The sequence below is a fragment of the Pseudomonas sp. FG86 genome, assembly GCF_057808775.1.
Window position 1 is genome coordinate 90,300 of sequence record NZ_JBMDIS010000017.1, and the last position, 19,159, is coordinate 109,458.

Consider the following 19,159-nt stretch of genomic DNA (forward strand, 5'->3'; position numbering starts at 1 on the left):
CGGTCATTGTTTGTCCAGGCGCAAGGTGCTGGCATGCTTGAGCGGCATGAAGGTCAGCACCACGGCGGTGTCGGTGAGTTTGTCCAGCCGGTAGTGGGCGTCGAGCATCTTGCCTGGCTCGATGTGCCCGGGCACCGCGCAGCGGTGGCACAGGGTGTACTGGCGGCCATTGCCGCGCAGCACCACGATTTTCGGCTGGTTTTCGTAGCGCCACTGCGCGCTCACGCTGAACGGCAACGGCGGTGGTTGGGGCGGCGAAGTGTCGACCGGTGTCGGCGGCGGCGGTGGCGTCCAGGTCTGGGCGGGAAACAGGTCGAGCCCTTCGACCTCGTCCGGGGTGGGGGTGGCGACGGGGGCCGAGGGCGTTTCAACAGCGCGCGCGATCGCCGGCGTCGAGGGTGTCTCGGGGCTGTCTACAGTGTCCTCCCAGAACAGCCAGGCGCAGCCGATCAGGGTCAGCAGCAACAACACGCGCAAGTACAGCGGCAGCTTCATTCCACCACCCCCAGCACACTCAGCTTGAGGCTGATGTCCAGCAGGCCGTTGCTGATTGCCTTGCGCTCCAGGGTTACGCTTTCGATGCGCACGCCTGGCTCTTTAGCGATGTCGGCCAAGGTACTGCGCAGCAGCAGGTAGGGGCCGGAGAGGGGGATCTCCAGGTCCAGGCGCTGCAACCCGGTGTCGCCGGGGGCAGAGTAGGCCAGGATGGTCTGTTCGATGATGAAGCCGCGTTGAGTGAGCAGGCCCAGCAGTTTTTCCAGGCGCGGGGCGAAGTCCTCAGCGCTGGGCAAGCGCTCAACCACGGCCGGCTCGGTGACCTGGACCTGCTCGGGGTGTTCGGCGATGCCAGCCTCCAGTGCCTGGCGACGCAGGCTGTCGGCCACGCCGGCCGGGTGAATCAGCGTGACCTCGATCACCAGCGCCGCAGCCATCACCCCCAGCGCCAACAGGCCCCAAAAGCCCAGGCGCTGTTGCGCTTGCATCAAGTGCCAACGCAGGCGCGGCCAGTGGCGGGTGAGGGTGTCCATGGCGGGCTACCTCGCGCCAACGCTGAGTTTGACCTGCACCGGGTGCTGTGGGTCATTGGTTTTGCGCGCGCTTTGTTGCAGGTTCACCTGGACACCGGGTTGGGCCTTGAGCCGCTCGACAAAGCGAAACGCGTCACCCAGCCCTTTGGCTTCCAGGTCCAGGTGCAGCAACTGGGCCTGGGTGTTGACCTCTACGCGCGTCAAGGCGACCTCGCCGGACCAGGCCCGCGCCACGGCGTTCATCAGCGCAAAGGGTGTGGTGGACTGTTGGGTAAAGGCCGTCACCTGTTGTTTCTGCCGGGGCGACAGGCGGATAGCTGCCTGGATCAATTGCTCCTGGCGGCGGGTCAACTGGGTAAAACGCTGCTCCAGGGCATCGGTCTGTTGTTGCTGTTGCGCCATGGCGTCCCATTGCTGCCAGGCCTGGATGATCAGCAGGGTCGCCACCAGCCACAATGCCGCCACCAGCGGTCGATGGGTGGCGCTGGCCCGTTGGAAGTCGACGTAGGGGGCGTAGCCCTGTTGCCGGGCGCGAGCGAGGCGGGAAGTCAGCCGGGCAATCATGGTAACGGTGCTCCCAGCCACGGGTGCAGGGGGCCCAACCAGTGCTCGGTGGGGCTGTTGGCGACGACCCGGGTGGCGGGCGCCTGTCGCTGGGCCAGCAGGTCGGCAGTGAACAGGTTGTCGCTCAAGGTGCTGCCGGGCTGTGTCGATATCACGCACACTTGATCGGCGCGCCCCTGGTGCCGATAAAGGCAACTGAGGCTCTCGGCTTCCGGCACCGCCAGTACGCAATCAGCCGGCAATTGCCGCCAGTACTGCTGCGCCACCGCCGTCAGCAGCGGTGCGCAGGTGACCAGGGGCAATCGGTGCAGCTTGAACAGCTCGCGCAGGTCGTGCAGCAGGTCCCGTGGGGCGGCCACGGCCAGGCGCTCATCGCCGAACTGACTCGCGGCGACCTGCACCTGCCAGCGCTCAGGGTCGATGCCGGCCTGTTGGTTGAAGGTGGCCTCGGCGAAACCTTGCCAGTCGCCTGCGCTGTACAGGTCGGTTTGCCACGGCAGCATCAGGTAGTGCACATGGGGAAACCCCAGCAGCACCTTGGCCCGATCAAGCACGCGCACGCGGCCGCGCGGGGCCTGTGCCAACAGTTCGGCGCAGGCGCCCAGGGGGTCGCCGGCCTGCTGGGCACCCCACACCTTCGCATTGCGCCCGCGGGCGCGCGCGGCCCAGGCGACACCGGTGCTGTGCAGCCACACCACGTGCTCAATAAAGGGAAATGACACGGTGCAACTCCTTGAGCGTGGTGTCGCCCTGGGCCGCGTGGGCCAGGGCGATATCGCGGATGAACACGTGGCCGGCTTCGCGCGCCAGTTCGCGCAGGGTAGACGCCGAGCTGCGATGGAGCAGGCCCTCCTTGATGCTGTCGGTGACGCTCAGCACCTCCGCCAGGGCGAGCCGGCCGCGATAACCGGTGTGGCGACAGGCCTCGCAGCCTTTGCCTTCGCGGTAATGGCCTTGCCTGAGCTGGGTTTCGGGCAGTTGGGCCAGGCGCGCGAGGTCCGCGTCGGGCTCCGCGTCCACGCCGCAGTCCGGGCAGATGCGCCGCACCAGGCGCTGGGCAACCACGCCATTGAGGGCTTCGACGAAACTGGCCGGGTCCACGTCCATATAGGTAAAACGCTCCAGCACGCTGAAGGCGCTGTTGGCATGCACCGACGACAGCACCAGGTGCCCGGTCAACGCCGCCTGCACGGCAATGCCCGCTGTTTCACCGTCGCGGATTTCCCCCACCAGGATGGTGTCCGGGTCATGGCGCAGGATCGAGCGCAGGCCACGGGCGAACGTCAGCCCCTTCTTGTCGTTCACCGGGATTTGCAGTACGCCGGGCAGTTCGTATTCCACCGGGTCTTCGATGGTGATGATTTTTTTCTCGCCGGTATTGGTCTCCGACAAGGCGGCGTACAGCGTGGTGGATTTGCCGCTGCCGGTGGGCCCGGTCACCAGCAACATGCCATAGGGTTCGCTGGCCAACACACGGATGCGCGCAATGGTATCGGCGTTCAAACCCAGGGTTTCCAGGCTCAGGGACTCGCCGCGCTGGGATTTGTCGAGAATTCGCAGCACCGCATCTTCACCGTGGATGCTGGGCATGATCGACACGCGGAAATCCACTTCGCGCCCCTGGATTTTCATCTTGAAACGCCCGTCCTGGGGCACCCGCCGCTCGCCGATATCCAGCTCCGACAACACCTTGATCCGCGACAGCGCCTGTTCGGCCATGTCCATCCCGCTGGCCTGGCCCATCTGCTGCAACACGCCGTCGATGCGGTACTTGATCACCAGGCCCTGGGGCGTGCTTTCCACATGGATATCGCTGGCGCGGCTTTGCAGTGCATCGAACAGCATGGAGTTGACCAGGCGCACCACCGGGTTGTCGTCGCGGGCGATGCTGCTCAGGGAAATTTCCTGGGCGGCTTGGCTGACCCGGACGTTTTCGTCGTCTTCGCCAAAGGGTTGCATGACCCGCTGGCTCGCTTCGGCCAGGCTCAATTGGGCCTTGACCGCATCGGGCAGGCTCATGGCCAGGGGCAAGGCACGCAGGCTTTGGGTGGATTGAATCCAGTGGCGATCACGCAGGGTGAAAGGCTCTCCGAGGACCAGGCAGGGCCGGCCTTGATAGTCCACGGGCAGCACGTTGTGGATCAGTGCCTGGGGCAGCGCCAGCAGGTCGAAGCGCCAGTGCTCGGCGAGGTGTGCGGGCTCGATGGGGGTCAGGCCCAGGGTGGTGGCGATCGTGGGCAACTGGTCGGGTACGGTGTGCAGCACTTCGCGCAGGTAATCGGCCAGGGACAGGCCACGTTGCGCCGCGAGTGCTTGCCATTGCCGTGTCTGTTCGCTCATTGCGCTACCCCTGGATGGAACCCGCCAACTCGAAAATCGGCATGTACAACATGAACACGATCAAGCCGATCAGCCCGCCCACCACCAGCATCAGCAGGGGCTCGAAGACCTTGCTGAACAGCTCGATGGCGCGTTCCAGCGCTTCATCGTGGAACTGCGCGATACGCTCGCACATGGCCGCCAGCTCGCCGCTCTGTTCACCCACGCGCAACAGGCGCTCGGCAACGGCGGTGGTCAGTTGGTGGCGGGCCAGCGAAGTGGACAGGGGCTGCCCGGCCTGGATATCGGTCAGGGCCTGGTGCAGGTCGGCTTGACGTTCCACGGGCAGCAGCGCGCCGGACAATTGCACGGCCGTGACCACCGGCATCCCACCCATCAGCAGCATGCCGGCGGTGCGATAAAACCGCGCGAGCACGAACAATGTGCGCTGGGCACCCAGGCTGGGGATTTTCCAGAACAGGCTGGCGGCGCGACGTTTGAAACCGGCACTGCGAAACAGCAACACCAACCCGCCAATTGCCAGCACCAGGCTGAGCAGCAGCTCCATGCCGCGCGCCTCCACCAGCGCGCCCCACCACACCATGAAGCGCGCCGTTGCCGGCAGGTCGGCGACCGCGTCGAACACCGAGGCAAAACGCGGGATCACGAAAAACAGCAGGAACAGCAGGATCAATGCGCCCACGCTGAGCACCACCAAGGGGTACATCAGGGCGCCGCTGACGCGTTTTTTCACGGTTTCCAGGTGCGCCTCGAAGTGGTGGTAGCGGCGCAGGGCGACGGCCAACTGGCCGCTGTGTTCCGAGGACGCCACGGTCGCCACCAGCAGTGAAGGAAAGACCGCGGGTTTGAGTTGCATCGCCTTGGACAGCGAGTTGCCTTCGTACATGGATGCGAGCAGATCGCTCATGACCTGCCGGTTGATGCCCTGGGGGGCCTTGTCGCGCAGGGTTTCCACGGCTTCCACCAGCACCAGGCCGGCGTCCAGCAGCACCACCAGTTCCTGGATAAACAAACCCAGGGCAAATCGGGCGCGGCGACTGGGTAGTTTCAACTGGCGGCGGGCTTTCAACGAGATGACCTGTGTGCCGTCAGCCTGTAATTGCCGGCGTGCGTGGGCCAGGTCGAGGGCTTGCAGGCGCAGGGTCTGCAAATGGCCGTTGCGGATGACGCGCGCATCGATATCGATCATGGCGATCGTCCGGCCAGTTGCTGGCGCTGCTGCAGCAACTCGCGGTAGTAGCGCCACACGGTCAGGGCATACCGGGCGCGCCGTGCTTCCCGCTCCGGCTTGGGGCCTGCGTTATAGGCACCGACAGCTTGCCAGCCGTAGCCGTGTTCGCGAATAAAACCGGCAAGCACCCACGCACCGACCATCACGCTGGTGCAGGGCTGCGTGATCAACTGCTGTTCGGTGATACTCCAGCGTGCCAGCGCGGGCAAATGACGGCTGTTGATTTGCATCAGGCCGATGTCCTGGCTGCCGTCGCTGTTGATATTGCGCGCGCTGGGGTTGAGGCCGGATTCGACCTTGGCGATGGCGTACAGCAAGAGTGGGTCGACGTGGTAGCGGCTGGCTGCCAGTTGCCAGCAGTCGGCCTCGGCGACGCCCGAAAGGCACAGCAACGTCAGGGCGATTCGCAGGGTGTGCATGGTGGGTCACAACCCGTACACGATGTCGGCGTAGGTGTTCACACCACCGGCCTTGCCGTCGCGCCCCAAGGAGATGATTTCTGCATCGTTGGGCGGTGTGCCGGGATTCTTGTAGAGATAAGGGTTGCCCCAGGGGTCAGGCGGCAACGCTTTCAAATAAGGGCCTTGCCAATTGTTCGCGTTGGCGGGGCGTGTGGTGAGCGCATTCAAGCCGAGTGTTTCGTCCGGGTAGTTGCCGTTGTCCAGGCGGTACTGGTTCAGGGCATCGGCGAGGGACTTCATTTGGCCTTGGGCGGTTTGGACCTTGGCCAGTTCCAGGCGATCAAACATCTTCGGGCCGACGTAGCCGGCGAGCAGGGCGATGATCAGCAGGACGACCAGCAACTCCAGCAAGGTGAAGCCGCGAGGGGGGCTGTGGATAAAGGTGCGTGTGCGCATGGAGATACCCTGTTGGGAGTGCCAAGGTACGGCGGTTGTGTGTAACTCTCCCGGCCCGCTGTTGTGCGGGCACCGCCGGTAGAACATCGTTAGAACACTGACTGTTCAACTACATCTTCAACTTTAGCGCTGCTCGATATAAGGCGCCGTGAGGCGCCCTATAACGTTTGGCGCTTACGCTTATCCATTAACTGAATATGCGCGTGTACGCCGATGGGTTATTGGACTTCGTCCCAGGCTTGCTCCCACGCCGTGCCGGAACCGGGGGCATAGGCCCATGCGGCGCCTGCACACCAGGCGGTGTAAGGGTGGGGTTTGCACCGATAGTTCTTGCCTTGATTGGTCACGATGTCGCCGGCTTTATAAGGGGTGCCTTCCTTGTAGGCCGGGTAGTCCTCGCCGCCACTGGCAGGGCTGACAGTAAAGTCAAACTCCGCCTGGCTGGTCTTGCCATTTTGTTGGTCGCGGACATTCAGCCGTGCCTTGAACGTCGTGGGCTGAGTGACTTTATAGGCTGTGCCACTGACAGTTGCACCGTCCTGCGCACCTTCCATCCCTGGGACTGTCCAGTGAAAAAGCAACTTTCCGTTGCTTCCTGTCGATCCGGTTCCGCTGAACGTAAAGGCCTGTCCCGATTTCAGCGAGGTGGGCCCTGTAATACGTGCCACTGGGGCTGCCGGGTTGACAGGGCCTGGGCCTCCTTCCGTGATGATCGACATGGCATCAGTCGCGCCAGGATCAATGACATAGGTGAGATTGCTCAATGGGTCGGCCGGATCAAATCTGACTGCTCCATTGTTCAAGATGCCTATTTGGGCAACGGAAGGGGGCACTTTAGCGGCGAGCTCAGCGCCCCATCGGCTCGGCGCCAAATTGGTTGGGTTGATGTCGTGAATGATGTCCACCAGCTCATTTCTTTGGCCGGAGCTTGCAAAGATCCGATAGTGCACTTTGTCGCCTGGCTTCAGAGCTTGCATATCGGCATTGATGAATGGACCGATGGGCGTCAGGGGATCGGGCACTGTGCCGCCCTGGAACTTCACATCCGAACAGGAGATGAAAAACTCGCCGGCGGGATCATCCCGTACCCAAATACCCACGATCAACCCATTGCCTGATGCGCTGCTGGGGATGGGACGGGTGATCAGGAAATAGCCCGAGGCCGATATGGCGGGTGGGGTTTGCCAGTTTGTGTTCGCTACCGTGAAGTTTTCCGGCTGCCCCAGGGGGATCAAGTCACTCCATGTCAGAACATCAGTGGCGGTGTTAAAGCCTGGGCGTGTAATAAACGGATAGAACGTGCTCGGTACATGTGGCGCTGTACCGATAAGGCGCATTGTCAGCGATTGCCCCGGGACAACACTCGTCTTGGTCCAATTAGGGGTCGGGAAATCCAGGCTGGCCTTTTTCGGGTCATTCGCAGCGCATATCTGGCCATCCTTGATGATCCCCTGGATCTGAGCCAGCGTTGGGTGGTGGATATGCGGGATATGTGCGACTTCATGCCATTGCTGGGCGGGAAATGCCCATTCTGCAGGCGTGCGAAAAGATGCCAATGACGCTTCTCGACAGCCTCTGTCCACGATGGCTGAACCGTCCTGTGATTGCCAGAATCCTCCGGTCACCTGGCAGTTCACCGCGCGTGAGGGAGGAGTGTCCAGCGCCCCATGGGCCCATCCCAAGGCCGGCGCCAAACACAGTGCCGCCAGTACCCATTTACAAAGTTTTTTCGTGTAGTTATTCATGCTCTAGTCCACCTTCAATTCAGATAAACAAGTTCCGAACTGCTGGAACGATCAGTTGTGTGAGTGCATTGGCATCATTGGGTCGTCTGATCTCCCATGGGAGCGGTGCGGGTTGCGGGGTTACTCTGCCCAGGACCGTACAGAAACACCCACCCTTGATAACTACCTTGCCCTGTAAAACTCTGATCCTTGACTGAAAAATTACCTTGTTTGAACGGCGTGCCCTTGGCCTTGCTGAACACCCCCATGATGGTTTCGCCCGGCCCCGCCACCACGCCCCATTCGGTGCTGCCGCTCAGCGGGTTGGCATAGACCCGGCGCAGATAGCGCTTGACGGTCGGTTGGCGACGGTCGAGCACCAGGTCATCGAGGGATTTGGGAAAGGTGTGGCCGGCGGTGTAATACAGGCCGATCGCGCGGCGGATTTCATTCCCCCGCGCCAGCAGCTCCAGCTCGCGCTCACGCTGCAACACGCTGGCCGCGAGCGTGCCCACTTCCATCAGCATCACGGCCACCACCGCTACCATCACCAACATGCCCATGAACACCGAACCGTGTTGACGCTGTTTACCAATCCGCATAGGCGCTCCCGTCATTCGCATTGCCGGGGGCGCCACTGCGTACATCGCCCAGGCCTTGTTCGTCGGAAGGTTGCAATTGCCAGGTATCGCGCTTGCCGGTCAGCGGGTCGAGGGGGATTTCGCGCAGGTAGCGGCGGTCCACCAGGGCTTGCAGGGACTCGGGATTGGCACCGTGGTCTTCGCGGTATTGGTCGAGCGCCTGGCGGATGGAAGACAGGTTATGGCGCAGCACGGTTTCCTGGGCCTTGGCGTGCTGGCGAAAGTACTGGGGGGTCACCAGGGTCATGAGGGTGGCGATAATGGCCATGACCACCAGCAGTTCAATCAGGGTAAAACCCCGATTACCACTGGCTGTATAACGTTCCATTCAAACTCTCCCGTGTGCTGCGGGATGAAACGTCAAAGACATCTTCCCCCTCTTGTGGGTTATCGGCGCTGCTCTTGTAGCTGCGCAGTTGCCAGGTTTGGGCTGGCGACAGTTCGGGACACTCGCAGACGGGGTCGCGGGGAATGCGGCGCAGGAAGAAGAGTTTCTTGCCTTTGAGGTCGGTCTGGTCGGTGACCCCCTCGACCAAGGCTTGCAAGGTGGGTGGATAGCCGCTGTCGCTGATGCTCTTTTGAATACGGCCGTCGTCGGCGGCCTCTTTGTAGGAATCAATCGCGCGGCGTATTTCCCGCAACGACCGTTGCAAGTCCAGTTCTCGATCGCGTTTACCCATCAACGCCGTCAGCGGATAAGCCACTGTCGACAGCGTGGCCAGCAAGGCCAGCGTCAGTAGCAATTCAATCAGCGTAAAACCTTTAGCGCAGTGATGGCTGGGAGGCCCCTGCCACATCACTGTTCAACCTCCCTCTAACCCGCCAAGGACTTCAGCACTAACCCGGGCCAATGGACGTAACTGCAAGGGTGAGTGTAGATGAAGTTTTAAACAGAGTGTTTTTTGTACAACTGTCGGATAAACGGTGGTTACCCACAATGGCTGTGCACGTGGCTGTGGATAAGGTGTTCGCGGTTGTCCACAGGCCACGTAAAATCACGCCTGTAGCGCGCTGTATGAAAAGTGATCACCCTAAGTGACGGTTTTTACGGGGATTTTAGTGTGGATAAGGCCGCTGCCTGCGGTCGACTTGCCCCCAAAGTCTGTTGGCGGTTCTGTGGATAAGATGTTCGCTATCGGCTACGGGCCAGGTAATACGTGGCTTTGCCAGTCTTGGTTAAATATTGATCGATTGTGTGTTTTTGCGCCTGTAAAAGGCTGTAAGCCCCTATTTATCCTGTCTTGCAGCGGTTTTCCACAGACGGCGTGAAGTTGCCCCCAAAGTCTGTTGGCGGTTCTGTGGATAAGGTGTTTGCGTTCAGCTACAGGCCATAGGCGACGGGCCTTTCAGGGTGTTGATCGAAAAGTGATCAATGGGCGGCGAAACCCGGTGATCTGAATAAGTCACGGATTTTCTTCGGTTTATTTTGCGCGGTGAGCGCAGTTGCCCACAATTGCTGTGGGTGGCTTTGTGGATAAGTTGTTGGGTAAAGGCTGGAGGGCAGGCTGGCAGTGGCCTGCGAGAGATTTGATCAAATATTAAGCAGTGTGAGGTTCAAGTGTGGGAGGGGGGCAATCCCCCTCCCACATTTTTGAGCGGTGGGTCTCGGTTATTCGTGTGCAGCCACGCCTTTGAGGTAAGGCGCCGGCGCCGCGCCCAAGTTGTTCAACATGCGTTCGCTGTACCAATCCACAAAGTTCACCACGCCGAACTCATAGGTCTTGGAGTACGGGCCCGGCTGGTAGGCGCTGGAGTTGATGCCGCGCTGGTTCTCCTCGGCCAGGCGACGGTCCTGGTCGTTGGTGGCGTCCCACACCTGGCGCATGCGTTCCACGTCGTAGTCCACGCCTTCCACGGCGTCCTTGTGCACCAGCCACTTGGTGGTGACCATGGTTTCCTGGGCGCTGATCGGCCACACGGTGAACACGATGATGTGATCGCCCATGCAGTGGTTCCACGAGTGCGGCAGGTGCAGGATGCGCATCGAGCCCAGGTCGGGGTTCTTGATGCGGCCCATCAGCTTGGCGCAGCCCTGCTTGCCATCCAGGGTCATGGACACGGTGCCCTTGAGCAGCGGCATGCGCACGATACGGTTGCGCAGGCCGAAGCTGGCGTGGGCGTAAGGGATCTTCTCGGCGTCCCAGGCAGCGGCGGAGGCGGCCACGTGGTCCTTGAAGGCCTGGTCGGCGCGCGGGTCGGTGACGTCGTCCCACTCCAGCAGGGTTTTCAGCAGTTCCGGGTGCGACGCGTTGCAGTGGTAGCACTCGCGGTTGTTTTCCAGCACCAGCTTCCAGTTGGCCTTTTCCATCAAGGTGGTTTGCACCGCCACCTTGGTGTTCTCCATGTCGTAGGGTTCCATGTAGTGGGTCAGGGTCGACAGGAAGTCATCGATGGCCGGCGGGTTCTCGGCCAGGCTGATAAAGATATAACCGCCGGCGGTCTTCACGTTCACCGGCTTCAAGCCGTACTGCTTCATGTCGAAGTCGGCGCCCATCTCGGTGCCGGCGAACAGCAGGCGCCCGTCCAGTTCGTAGGTCCACTGGTGGTAGTGGCAGACCAGCTTGGCCACCTTGCCCTTGTCGCTGGTGCACAGGCGCGAACCGCGGTGGCGGCAGACGTTGTGGAACGCATGCACCACGCCTTCGGCGCCACGGATCACGATGATCGGGTTCTTGCCCACTTGCAGGGTCAGGTAGTTGCCCTTGGTGGGGATCTCGCAGGTCATGCCGGCGATCAACCACTCTTTCTGGAAGATCTCCTGCATGTCGATATCAAACAGCCGGTCATCAGAGTAGAACGGCTGTGGCAGCGAAAACGTGCGCTCGCGCTCTTGCAGCATCTGCGCGGTGGCCTTGCGTGCGGGTTCCAGCGGATCGCCCAAGCTTAAGGTTGCGGTGACGTCCATCGTGTGTGTCCTCATGGCCATTCTGTGTGGCCGGCGAATAGTGGCTACGGTTGTTGCAGTGCAAGGCGTAAAGAAAGCGTCGTTGTTGGGAGCGAGTGTGGGGCTGCTGATGCACGGAACCTTATCCATGAGCGACATGGCCCACTCTGTTCCCGACGCGCAACCCCCGTGGTATGGGGGCTGGTCGCGATAAGTATGTGAATGTCGCAGATAGGTAAATGGGCGGTTCTCGCGTTACGCAGAATCGCCACCATAAAGGCCGAGCCTCGGCGGTGGAGAACAGCATGTCCAGCAACTTCCTGAATCCGGTAACCACCCAGACCTGGGCCAATGGTCGGCACATTGTCCGTTGCGTCAAAGTCATCCAGGAAACCTGGGACGTGCGCACCTTCTGCTTCATGGCCGACCAGCCGATCCTGTTCTTTTTCAAGCCGGGGCAGTTCGTCACCCTGGAGCTGGAAATCGACGGCCAGCCGATCATGCGCTCGTACACCATTTCCAGCTCGCCGTCGGTGCCGTACAGCTTCTCGGTGACCATCAAGCGCGTGCCGGGCGGCAAGGTCTCCAATTGGCTGCATGACACCCTGCATGAGGGCCAGGAGCTGGCGGTGCACGGGCCGGTCGGGCTGTTCAATGCCATCGACTTCCCCAGCCCGAAAGTGCTGTACCTCAGTGGCGGCGTGGGGATTACCCCGGTGATGTCCATGGCCCGCTGGTTCTACGACACCAACGCCAACGTCGACATGACGTTTATCCACAGCGCCCGCTCGCCCAAAGACATCATCTACCACCGCGAGCTGGAGCATATGGCGTCGCGGATCGATAACTTCAGCCTGCACCTGATCTGCGAGAAACACGGGTTGGGTGAGCCTTGGGCGGGTTATCGCGGTTATCTGAACCACAAGATGCTGGAACTGATGGTGCCGGACTTCCTGGAGCGCGAAGTGTTCTGCTGCGGGCCTACGCCGTATATGAACGCGGTGAAGCGCCTGCTGGAAGTGGCCGGTTTCGACATGGCGCGGTATCACGAGGAGTCCTTTGGCGCTACGCCGCCGGAAGCGCGGGCGGATGCCGTGGAGCAGGCTGAACAAGCCGCCGATGCGCCGGAAATCGATCTGGCAGACCTGCACCAAGTGGAATTCATTGCCTCGGGCAAGAGCATTCGCGTGGCCCCGGGCGAAACCGTGCATGCGGCGGCCGCCAAGCTGGGCCTGTTGATCCCGAAAGCCTGCGGCATGGGGATCTGCGGCACATGCAAGGTGCTGAAGCTGGGGGGCGAGGTCGAGATGGACCACAACGGCGGGATCACCGAGGAGGACGAAGCCGAAGGCTACATCCTGTCGTGCTGCAGTGTGCCGAAGGGCGATGTGCGCATCGAGTTCTGAGGCTCAGTACAGCCCCGGCCGACGATCCCGATGAACATGGTTGTGGTCGCTGATTGACTTGTTCCTGGCCTGTGCCAGTGGCAGGTCGGCCACCCATTGTTGTTCCATCGGCTGGGAGGCTGCTCCGGCCAGCGGGTAGCCATCGGCGTCGACGATGACCGAACCGCCTACCCAATTGACGCCACGTTCTTCGCCATAACGGTCGCACGCAGCGATGAACATGCGGTTGACCGCCGCATTGGCCTGGACCCGCACGATCTCCGCCGGCCGTTCACCCACGGGGCGCGGGCCGTCCGGCCAGTTCACCGGGGCGCAGAGCAGGTCGGCTTCCGCCAGTGCTGCCAGGCGTACCCACTCCGGCAGTTCCAGGTCGTAGCAGATCATCATGCCGATCCGCCCGACGGCGGTGTCGACCACCGGAGGCGGCGCATCACCGGCGGTGAAGATCAGTTTTTCGCGGTCCCACAGGTGCGCCTTGCGATACACCGTCACCCGCCCGCTGGGTTCGACCAGCGCGGCACTGTTGGCGACGCGTCCCGCGCTCAGGCGCTCGCAGAAGCCTGCGACGATGATGATCCCCAGCGCTTGCGCGAGGCTTTTCCACAGGCTCAGGGTCGGACCGTCGCGTGTCTCGGCGGCCTCGTGGGCTTCCTCCAGGTCCGTGAACATGTAGCCGCTCTGAACCAGCTCAGGCAGGACGATCACCTGCGCATTAAGGCTGGCCGCTGCGCGAATCGAGCGCTCGGTCAGCGTCCGGTTGTAGTGGGTATCGCCGATACGCGGCGCCAGTTGATGACAAACCACGCGTAGCAGGGTCACGACAGGTCTCCTTCCAACGCTCGCTCACTGGCTTGCATGGCCCGCGCTTCGGCGGCGTGGTCGAGGTGGCGGCTCATCATGTAGTAGACCATTGCCGAGACCGCCAGGCCGACGACGAACGCAACATCGGCGCCGCCCAGCATCACGCTGATCGGTCCTTGATAAAAACCCAGCGACATAAACGGAATCATTGCCGCCAGGCCGAGGAAATAGGCAATGAGCCCGGCGCTCGACCAGCGCCCATAGATACCGGCCGGGTTGAAAATGTCGCTGATTGCGTAGCGCCCTTTTCGTATGGCATAGAAATCTGCGAGGTTGACGGCTGTCCAGGGCACCAGGAAATACAGCATCAAGAGGACGAAGGTGTTGAAGCTGTTCAGGTAGCTCTCGGGGATGCTCAAGGCAATCACAAAAATCACCGCGGCCACCAGGCTGATCCCAACGATGCGGCTCCTGATCCGCGGCTTGATCGGTACAAAACCGTCAATGGCACTGATCCCGGTGAGCATCGCGCCGTAGCAGTTGACCGCCATGATGCCGACCAGCGCGGGTACTGCGATCAACACGGTAAAGGTGCCAAACCCCGGAAGCAGTTGGTTGCCCACGGCCTGTACGCTGCCGATGGCGTCGGGCGAGGGCAGCGCCGAGGCGAGGAAGGCCCCCAGCGACATCAGCCACAGCGCCGAGCCGGCGGCCCCCAGGTAGGTCCAGAAGATGACGCTGCGCGACGGCGTGTTATGCGGCAGGTAGCGCGAGTAATCCGAGACGTAGACGGCGTAGCTGATCTGGTAACCCGCGGCGGCTGAAAGCTGGATCAGAAAGGCCGACCAGGAAAAATGTGCGTCGACCACCGCGGTGTCGGCCTGCAGGTACATCACGGCGGCGACCGTGAGGACCGCGAACACGCTGATCATCACGTAGGTCAGCCAGCGTTGCACCGTGTGCAGGAGGTCGTGGCCGATCACGGCGATCACCACTGCCAGGATGATCATCAAGGCGTACCACGGTGCACGGTTGCCGGGCAGCACGGTATTGATGGCGTCGGTTGCCAGGACCACGTTGAACACGTTAAAGCCGATGTACACGAACACCACGGCGATAAAGGGCACGATGGCCCCACGCAGGCCGAACTGTGCCCGCGACTGGATCATCTGCGGCAACCCCATGCGCGGCCCCTGGTTGGCATGGAACGCCATGGCAAACGTGCCCAGGCACACGCCGATGACAATCGCCAGGATCGCGTACACCAGGCTCAGCCCCAAGGCGGCGCCGGTAAACCCGGTGACCAGGGTGGTCAGTACGAAGTTACCGGTGAACCAGAACGGCGCCTGATGCCAGACCTTGCCGTGGCGCTCATTGCGCGGCACGTAGTCAATGGAACGGGTTTCGATTTTCAGCGTGGCGGAGGGCGGGGCAGCCGATCGGTTGGAGGGCGCGTTCATAGGCATCACGGTCTGTTTTTATTAAGTGAGGCTACGAAGAGTCTTGTAACTAAAAAGACAATTGAATCGCTATTCGCAAATAATCACTTCACGAATTTCTGAACTGATTGCCTGAAGCCTGCTGACACAAGGCTTGTATGACGCATCAGTTTTTTATTCCCAAGTGATATAGAGACATTTCCTACAACTATCTACGCTGAGCATCTCAGCCGTCGTATTCGCCCTTCGCATTGAAGCAGTAGGTGGACGTCCTAATTTCATACCAAGGATGATGACCATGTCTGCTATTCCCTCCCGCAGTAAAGGCGCAGCGCGCTTGCTTGCCGATGATGTCACTGCACTGATTCCAGACTTTCCTTTTCATTACGCCCGGTTTCTTGAGACGGCCGCCAGTCAGGGCACGCCGTTGGCCCAGGTATCCCACTTGGCGTATGGCAGCCAGGTATTGATCGTCGGGGCCGGCGTCGCCGGCCTGGTGGCGGCCTATGAAGCCATGCGCATGGGGTTGCACCCGGTGGTGGTAGAGGCCAGTGACCGCATCGGTGGGCGACTGTATTCCCATGTGGCAGGTAATCCGCAAGATCCGGAAAACAGTGTGATCTGCGAGCTGGGTGCCATGCGCTTTCCTGTTTCAGGCAAGGCGTTGATGCACTATTTCAACAAAGTTGGCATGACGGCCCATTCGACCGACTTTCCCAATCCGGGGTCGCCGTTTACCCCCAGTACGGTGGTCGACTATCAGCAACAACAGGTCTATTACGAACGCAATAACCTGCCGCCTGATTACGCTGAGATCGAGGATAAGTTATTCAACGTATTTCTTGAGCAGAACCCGATCAAGTTCACTGAGATGGAAGCGGCAATGTCCGAGGGAAGCCTGGATCAGGCCAAGATCAAAGCCCTGTGGAACGCGATCCTTGATGCGGGTTGGGACAACCTCAGTTTTTTTGCCGCGATGGTCGAGCAGGCGGGTTGGAGCCGCGAAGATATCGATCTGTTCGGCCAGATCGGCTTCGGCACAGGCGGTTGGAACACCGATTACCCGAACTGCTTCCTGGAGGTGTTACGGGTGCTGTATACCGGGCTGGATACCAATCACAAGCTGATGTACGACGGCTCCAGTGAACTGCCAAACCGACTTTGGACGCGTGCCCCGGAGACTTTTGGCGACGCTATGGTTCATTGGCCTGCGGGTACCACCGTCCGAGGTCTGACCACCCAGGTCATCGCTCAGCCTTTGAAGCAGGAAGTGCGGCAGATCCTGCGGCGGCCGGATGGCAAATTCGACGTGTGGGTGTTTGATCATCATCTGGCAGGCGAGCGCCAATACACCTTTCCTGCAGTGGTCTACACCCCTCAAAAGCGGATCCTCGATAAATTCCGTTATATGGATGGCGCTGCCCGCTTCAATCAGATGAATGACCTGTTATCTCCCGAGGAATGGGAAGCGGTGATGTACACCCATTACATGCAGTCGGCAAAAATCTTCGCGCAAACCAAACGACCCTTCTGGACCGACGTGGAGGGTGATTTTCAGCACAAGATGAGCGTGACGTTGTCGGATCGAATCACCCGTGGCACCTACCTGCTGGACTATGGTCGGAGCGAGGGACCTCACAGAGGCAGTGGCATGTTTTTGTCTTACACCTGGAATGACGACAGCCTCAAATTCCTGGGTGATCGCAGTGCGCCGCTGCCGTCTCATGTGCAGTTATGCACAACCTTGCTGGATAGCGTGTACGCCCCTCATCAGCTGAACCTGGCGGCTGAGTTCGGCATGACCAATCCCTTTGTCGAGATCAACTGGGAAGAGCAGCCGTTTTTCCTGTGCGCGTTCAAAATGAACCTGCCGGGACAATACGAGTACCAGCGCTTGCTGTTTTCCCAGTTCATGAACGGTGTGTCGAGTGGGCAACCCGATGGGTTCATTCTCGCCGGGGACGATGTTTCCTGGACGGGGGCTGGGCGGAAGGGGCGGTAACGACGGCCTTGAACGCCGTAAATAAACTGGCGGTGCACTTCAACGGTGGGACCTTGCTCACCAACCGCGGCCCCATTGATGAATGGCAAGCGCTTCAGCCCAAAGCCTTGTGAGCATAGGTTTGTGAGTGAGGTGCGGGAGCGATAAGCGCGCAAGTGGCTCCAGCTGCGCGTCGCAGGTCATGAGACTGCGACGCGGGCTTGCGCGGCCGTCGTTTCAGTCACCCATGACTTCGCGAATATCCGCCGCCAGTTCGCGCACGCGTTCTTCTTCGGTATCCCACGCACACATGAACCGCGCGCCGCCTTTGCCGATAAAGGTGTAGAAGCGCCAGCCCTTGGCCGTCAGCGCGGCAATCGCCGGTTCCGAGAGTTGCAGGAACACGCCGTTGGCCTGCACCGGGAACATCAACTCCACGCCGGGAATATCCGCCACCAGGCTGCTGAGCAACTGCGCGCAGTGGTTGGCGTGGCGTGCGTGTTTGAGCCAGGCGTCGTTTTCCAGCAGGCCCACCCAGGGGGCGGAGAGGAAGCGCATCTTCGAGGCCAGTTGGCCGGCCTGTTTGCAGCGGTAGTCGAAGTCTTCGGCCAGCTTGTGGTTGAAGAACAGGATGGCCTCACCCACGGCCATGCCATTCTTGGTGCCGCCAAAGCACAGCACGTCCACCCCGGCTTTCCAGGTCAGGTCGGCGGGTGAGCAGCCGAGAAACGCGCAGGCGTTGGAAAAGCGCGCGCCGTCCATGTGCAGGTTCAGGCCGAGTTCCTTGCAGGTAGCGCTGATGGCGCGGATTTCTTCCGGGGTGTAGACGCTGCCGACTTCCGTCGCCTGGGTCAGGGTCACTACGCGCGGTTTGGGGTAATGGATGTCCTGGCGCTTGAGGGCGATCTCGCGGATCGATTCCGGGGTCAGCTTGCCGTTTTCAGTGCGGGCAGTGAGCAGTTTCGAGCCGTTGGAGAAAAACTCCGGTGCGCCGCATTCGTCGGTTTCGACGTGGGCGGTTTCCGAGCAAATCACGCTATGGTAGCTCTGGCACAGCGAAGACAGCGCCAGGGAGTTGGCGGCGGTGCCGTTGAAGGCGAAGAACACTTCGCAGTCGGTTTCGAACAGGTTACGGAAACCGTCGGCAGCGCGGTGGGTCCATTCATCGTCGCCATAGGCGCGCTGGTGGCCGTGGTTGGCTTGTTCCATGGCGGCCCAGGCTTCCGGGCAGATGCCGGAATAGTTGTCGCTGGCGAATTGCTGGCTCTTGTCGGTCATGGCCCATTCCTGTGGTCGATGTTGGTGCGCACTTTAACCAAGATTGTCGGGCGTGCGCACGCACTGTAAATGCAAAGTCACTGGGGAATTATGCACGGTACTGAAACGATGCCTGTCGGACGTGTCCGTGATGGCGCTTTGGATTTGCTCAAGTGGCTGGCGCTGCTGTGCATGGTGCTCGATCACCTGCGCTACGTCGGCCTGAGCCTGGATGGCCTTTATGTGCCGGGGCGCCTGGCGTTCCCGTGGTTTTGCCTGGCGATTGCGGCGAATTTGCATCGGGTTAGGAGCGCGCCCGTGACCGGCCAGTGGCGCTACCTGGGTTGGTTGTTGCTGTTCAGTGTGATCAGCGAAGTGCCGTACCGCATGTTTATCGACGATGCCGATACGTTGAATGTGCTGCCGACCCTGGCCTTGGGCCTGCTGGTTGCCCGAGGATGGCAGCAGAAGGCGCCGGTTGATCGAGGATTGGCGCTGATCGCTGTCACGATAGCCGCGGTATTTTCGACGCAGTTAATGTTCGGTTTCTTTGGTGTATTGCTGCCACTGGCGATGCTGCTGGTGTTTCGCAGGCCTTGGTATTTCAGCCTGTTGCCGGGCCTGGTGTGCGTGGCCGCCAACCAATGGCAGATCCTGCTCGATAGCGGCACGCCGGTGGCGCTGATGGGGTTGGCGGCGTGCCTGATTGCGCCGTTGGCGGGATGGGTCCTGTTGCGACATGCCCGCAGCGCCTCGCCGCCAGCCATGCGCCGCTGGGCCTATTCCCTCTATCCCCTGCATTTCCTGCTGCTGCTGCTCGTCCGCAAGATCATCGCCTAACCCATTGTGGGAGGGGCGGTGCGACGGTTCGACTTGCCCCCGATGGTGGTGGATCAGCTTGCACGTGCCGCAGCTGACACACCGCCATCGGGGGCAAGCCCCCTCCCACATTGATTGCGCCGTTGGCGGGATGGGTCCTGTTGCGACATGCCCGCAGCGCCTCGCC

Annotated in this window: 18 protein-coding genes and 1 pseudogene; 3 read left to right on the forward strand and 16 right to left on the reverse strand. The window is 61.2% G+C overall.

Going from position 1 to position 19,159, the window contains the following annotated elements; translation table 11 throughout:
• Positions 1-3: 3 nt before the first annotated feature.
• The 13 genes from ACODSV_RS13895 to gbcA form a co-directional block, all read right to left on the reverse strand.
• Positions 4-495: a hypothetical protein gene (locus ACODSV_RS13895; RefSeq protein ID WP_150054099.1), complete on the reverse strand. Its 492-nt coding sequence runs from the start codon at positions 493-495 to the stop codon at positions 4-6.
• Entirely contained in the window at positions 492-1,028 is a 537-nt protein-coding gene (locus ACODSV_RS13900) for a hypothetical protein (protein ID WP_150054100.1), read from the reverse strand. The genes ACODSV_RS13895 and ACODSV_RS13900 overlap by 4 nt, the downstream gene beginning before the upstream one ends.
• A 6-nt stretch (positions 1,029-1,034) precedes the next feature.
• On the reverse strand, positions 1,035-1,592 hold the full coding sequence (locus ACODSV_RS13905) for a hypothetical protein (protein WP_150054101.1): 558 nt from the start codon (positions 1,590-1,592) through the stop codon (positions 1,035-1,037).
• Positions 1,589-2,314 (reverse strand): hypothetical protein, encoded by a 726-nt coding sequence (locus ACODSV_RS13910; protein WP_223820627.1) that lies wholly within the window; start codon positions 2,312-2,314, stop codon positions 1,589-1,591. The genes ACODSV_RS13905 and ACODSV_RS13910 overlap by 4 nt, the downstream gene beginning before the upstream one ends.
• Entirely contained in the window at positions 2,295-3,932 is a 1,638-nt protein-coding gene (locus ACODSV_RS13915; RefSeq protein WP_150054102.1) for a GspE/PulE family protein, read from the reverse strand. The genes ACODSV_RS13910 and ACODSV_RS13915 overlap by 20 nt, the downstream gene beginning before the upstream one ends.
• A gap of 4 nt (positions 3,933-3,936) precedes the next feature.
• Positions 3,937-5,121, reverse strand: a complete 1,185-nt coding sequence (locus ACODSV_RS13920) for a type II secretion system F family protein (protein ID WP_150054103.1) — start codon at positions 5,119-5,121, stop codon at positions 3,937-3,939.
• Complete coding sequence (locus ACODSV_RS13925) at positions 5,118-5,582, reverse strand: transglycosylase SLT domain-containing protein (RefSeq protein WP_150054104.1); 465 nt, start codon at positions 5,580-5,582, stop codon at positions 5,118-5,120. Before ACODSV_RS13925 ends, ACODSV_RS13920 begins: the two co-directional genes overlap by 4 nt.
• Before the next feature lie 6 nt (positions 5,583-5,588).
• A complete protein-coding gene (gene gspG / locus ACODSV_RS13930) occupies positions 5,589-6,020 on the reverse strand; it encodes a type II secretion system major pseudopilin GspG (protein WP_150054105.1) in 432 nt (143 codons plus the stop codon).
• A 218-nt stretch (positions 6,021-6,238) separates the two neighbouring features.
• On the reverse strand, positions 6,239-7,765 hold the full coding sequence (locus ACODSV_RS13935; protein ID WP_150054106.1) for a lytic polysaccharide monooxygenase: 1,527 nt from the start codon (positions 7,763-7,765) through the stop codon (positions 6,239-6,241).
• Positions 7,766-7,839: 74 nt separating this feature from the next.
• Complete coding sequence (locus ACODSV_RS13940) at positions 7,840-8,346, reverse strand: type II secretion system protein (RefSeq protein ID WP_190300940.1); 507 nt, start codon at positions 8,344-8,346, stop codon at positions 7,840-7,842.
• A complete protein-coding gene (locus ACODSV_RS13945) occupies positions 8,333-8,713 on the reverse strand; it encodes a type II secretion system protein (RefSeq protein ID WP_024077792.1) in 381 nt (126 codons plus the stop codon). The genes ACODSV_RS13940 and ACODSV_RS13945 overlap by 14 nt, the downstream gene beginning before the upstream one ends.
• Positions 8,688-9,182: a type II secretion system protein gene (locus tag ACODSV_RS13950; RefSeq protein WP_150054107.1), complete on the reverse strand. Its 495-nt coding sequence runs from the start codon at positions 9,180-9,182 to the stop codon at positions 8,688-8,690. The genes ACODSV_RS13945 and ACODSV_RS13950 overlap by 26 nt, the downstream gene beginning before the upstream one ends.
• A gap of 812 nt (positions 9,183-9,994) precedes the next feature.
• Positions 9,995-11,290: a glycine-betaine demethylase subunit GbcA gene (gene gbcA, locus ACODSV_RS13955; protein WP_150095507.1), complete on the reverse strand. Its 1,296-nt coding sequence runs from the start codon at positions 11,288-11,290 to the stop codon at positions 9,995-9,997.
• A 284-nt stretch (positions 11,291-11,574) separates the two neighbouring features.
• Here gbcA and gbcB point away from each other — a divergent pair, with 284 nt between their 5' ends.
• Positions 11,575-12,675 carry a glycine-betaine demethylase subunit GbcB gene (gene gbcB, locus ACODSV_RS13960; RefSeq protein ID WP_150056280.1) on the forward strand — a complete coding sequence of 367 codons (1,101 nt, stop codon included), beginning with the start codon at positions 11,575-11,577 and terminating at the stop codon, positions 12,673-12,675.
• Positions 12,676-12,678: 3 nt separating this feature from the next.
• Here the strand turns inward: gbcB and ACODSV_RS13965 are convergent, their stop codons facing one another.
• Both ACODSV_RS13965 and ACODSV_RS13970 read right to left on the reverse strand, forming a co-directional pair.
• Positions 12,679-13,494, reverse strand: coding sequence for a nitrilase-related carbon-nitrogen hydrolase (locus tag ACODSV_RS13965; RefSeq protein ID WP_150056281.1), 816 nt, complete (start codon positions 13,492-13,494; stop codon positions 12,679-12,681).
• Positions 13,491-14,936, reverse strand: coding sequence for a purine-cytosine permease family protein (locus ACODSV_RS13970; RefSeq protein WP_150095506.1), 1,446 nt, complete (start codon positions 14,934-14,936; stop codon positions 13,491-13,493). Before ACODSV_RS13970 ends, ACODSV_RS13965 begins: the two co-directional genes overlap by 4 nt.
• A 277-nt stretch (positions 14,937-15,213) precedes the next feature.
• Here ACODSV_RS13970 and ACODSV_RS13975 point away from each other — a divergent pair.
• Positions 15,214-17,030 (forward strand): annotated as a pseudogene (locus ACODSV_RS13975) (flavin monoamine oxidase family protein).
• A gap of 103 nt (positions 17,031-17,133) precedes the next feature.
• Here ACODSV_RS13975 and ACODSV_RS13980 read toward each other — a convergent pair.
• Positions 17,134-18,174, reverse strand: a complete 1,041-nt coding sequence (locus tag ACODSV_RS13980; protein WP_150056285.1) for a threonine aldolase family protein — start codon at positions 18,172-18,174, stop codon at positions 17,134-17,136.
• 90 nt (positions 18,175-18,264) lie between these two features.
• Here ACODSV_RS13980 and ACODSV_RS13985 point away from each other — a divergent pair, with 90 nt between their 5' ends.
• Positions 18,265-18,993 carry a TraX family protein gene (locus ACODSV_RS13985; RefSeq protein WP_454843982.1) on the forward strand — a complete coding sequence of 243 codons (729 nt, stop codon included), beginning with the start codon at positions 18,265-18,267 and terminating at the stop codon, positions 18,991-18,993.
• Positions 18,994-19,159: the final 166 nt, after the last annotated feature.

Bases quoted from the DNA above. Each gene is read 5' to 3' on its own strand.
- ACODSV_RS13895 (WP_150054099.1), bottom strand. From the start codon at position 495: ATGAAGCTGCCGCTGTACTTGCGCGTGTTGTTGCTGCTGACCCTGATC.
- ACODSV_RS13900 (WP_150054100.1), bottom strand. From the start codon at position 1,028: ATGGACACCCTCACCCGCCACTGGCCGCGCCTGCGTTGGCACTTGATG.
- ACODSV_RS13905 (WP_150054101.1), bottom strand. From the start codon at position 1,592: ATGATTGCCCGGCTGACTTCCCGCCTCGCTCGCGCCCGGCAACAGGGC.
- ACODSV_RS13915 (WP_150054102.1), bottom strand. From the start codon at position 3,932: ATGAGCGAACAGACACGGCAATGGCAAGCACTCGCGGCGCAACGTGGC.
- ACODSV_RS13920 (WP_150054103.1), bottom strand. From the start codon at position 5,121: ATGATCGATATCGATGCGCGCGTCATCCGCAACGGCCATTTGCAGACC.
- ACODSV_RS13925 (WP_150054104.1), bottom strand. From the start codon at position 5,582: ATGCACACCCTGCGAATCGCCCTGACGTTGCTGTGCCTTTCGGGCGTC.
- gspG (WP_150054105.1), bottom strand. From the start codon at position 6,020: ATGCGCACACGCACCTTTATCCACAGCCCCCCTCGCGGCTTCACCTTG.
- ACODSV_RS13935 (WP_150054106.1), bottom strand. From the start codon at position 7,765: ATGAATAACTACACGAAAAAACTTTGTAAATGGGTACTGGCGGCACTG.
- ACODSV_RS13940 (WP_190300940.1), bottom strand. From the start codon at position 8,346: ATGCGGATTGGTAAACAGCGTCAACACGGTTCGGTGTTCATGGGCATG.
- ACODSV_RS13945 (WP_024077792.1), bottom strand. From the start codon at position 8,713: ATGGAACGTTATACAGCCAGTGGTAATCGGGGTTTTACCCTGATTGAA.
- ACODSV_RS13950 (WP_150054107.1), bottom strand. From the start codon at position 9,182: ATGTGGCAGGGGCCTCCCAGCCATCACTGCGCTAAAGGTTTTACGCTG.
- gbcA (WP_150095507.1), bottom strand. From the start codon at position 11,290: ATGGACGTCACCGCAACCTTAAGCTTGGGCGATCCGCTGGAACCCGCA.
- gbcB (WP_150056280.1), top strand. From the start codon at position 11,575: ATGTCCAGCAACTTCCTGAATCCGGTAACCACCCAGACCTGGGCCAAT.
- ACODSV_RS13970 (WP_150095506.1), bottom strand. From the start codon at position 14,936: ATGAACGCGCCCTCCAACCGATCGGCTGCCCCGCCCTCCGCCACGCTG.
- ACODSV_RS13980 (WP_150056285.1), bottom strand. From the start codon at position 18,174: ATGACCGACAAGAGCCAGCAATTCGCCAGCGACAACTATTCCGGCATC.
- ACODSV_RS13985 (WP_454843982.1), top strand. From the start codon at position 18,265: ATGCACGGTACTGAAACGATGCCTGTCGGACGTGTCCGTGATGGCGCT.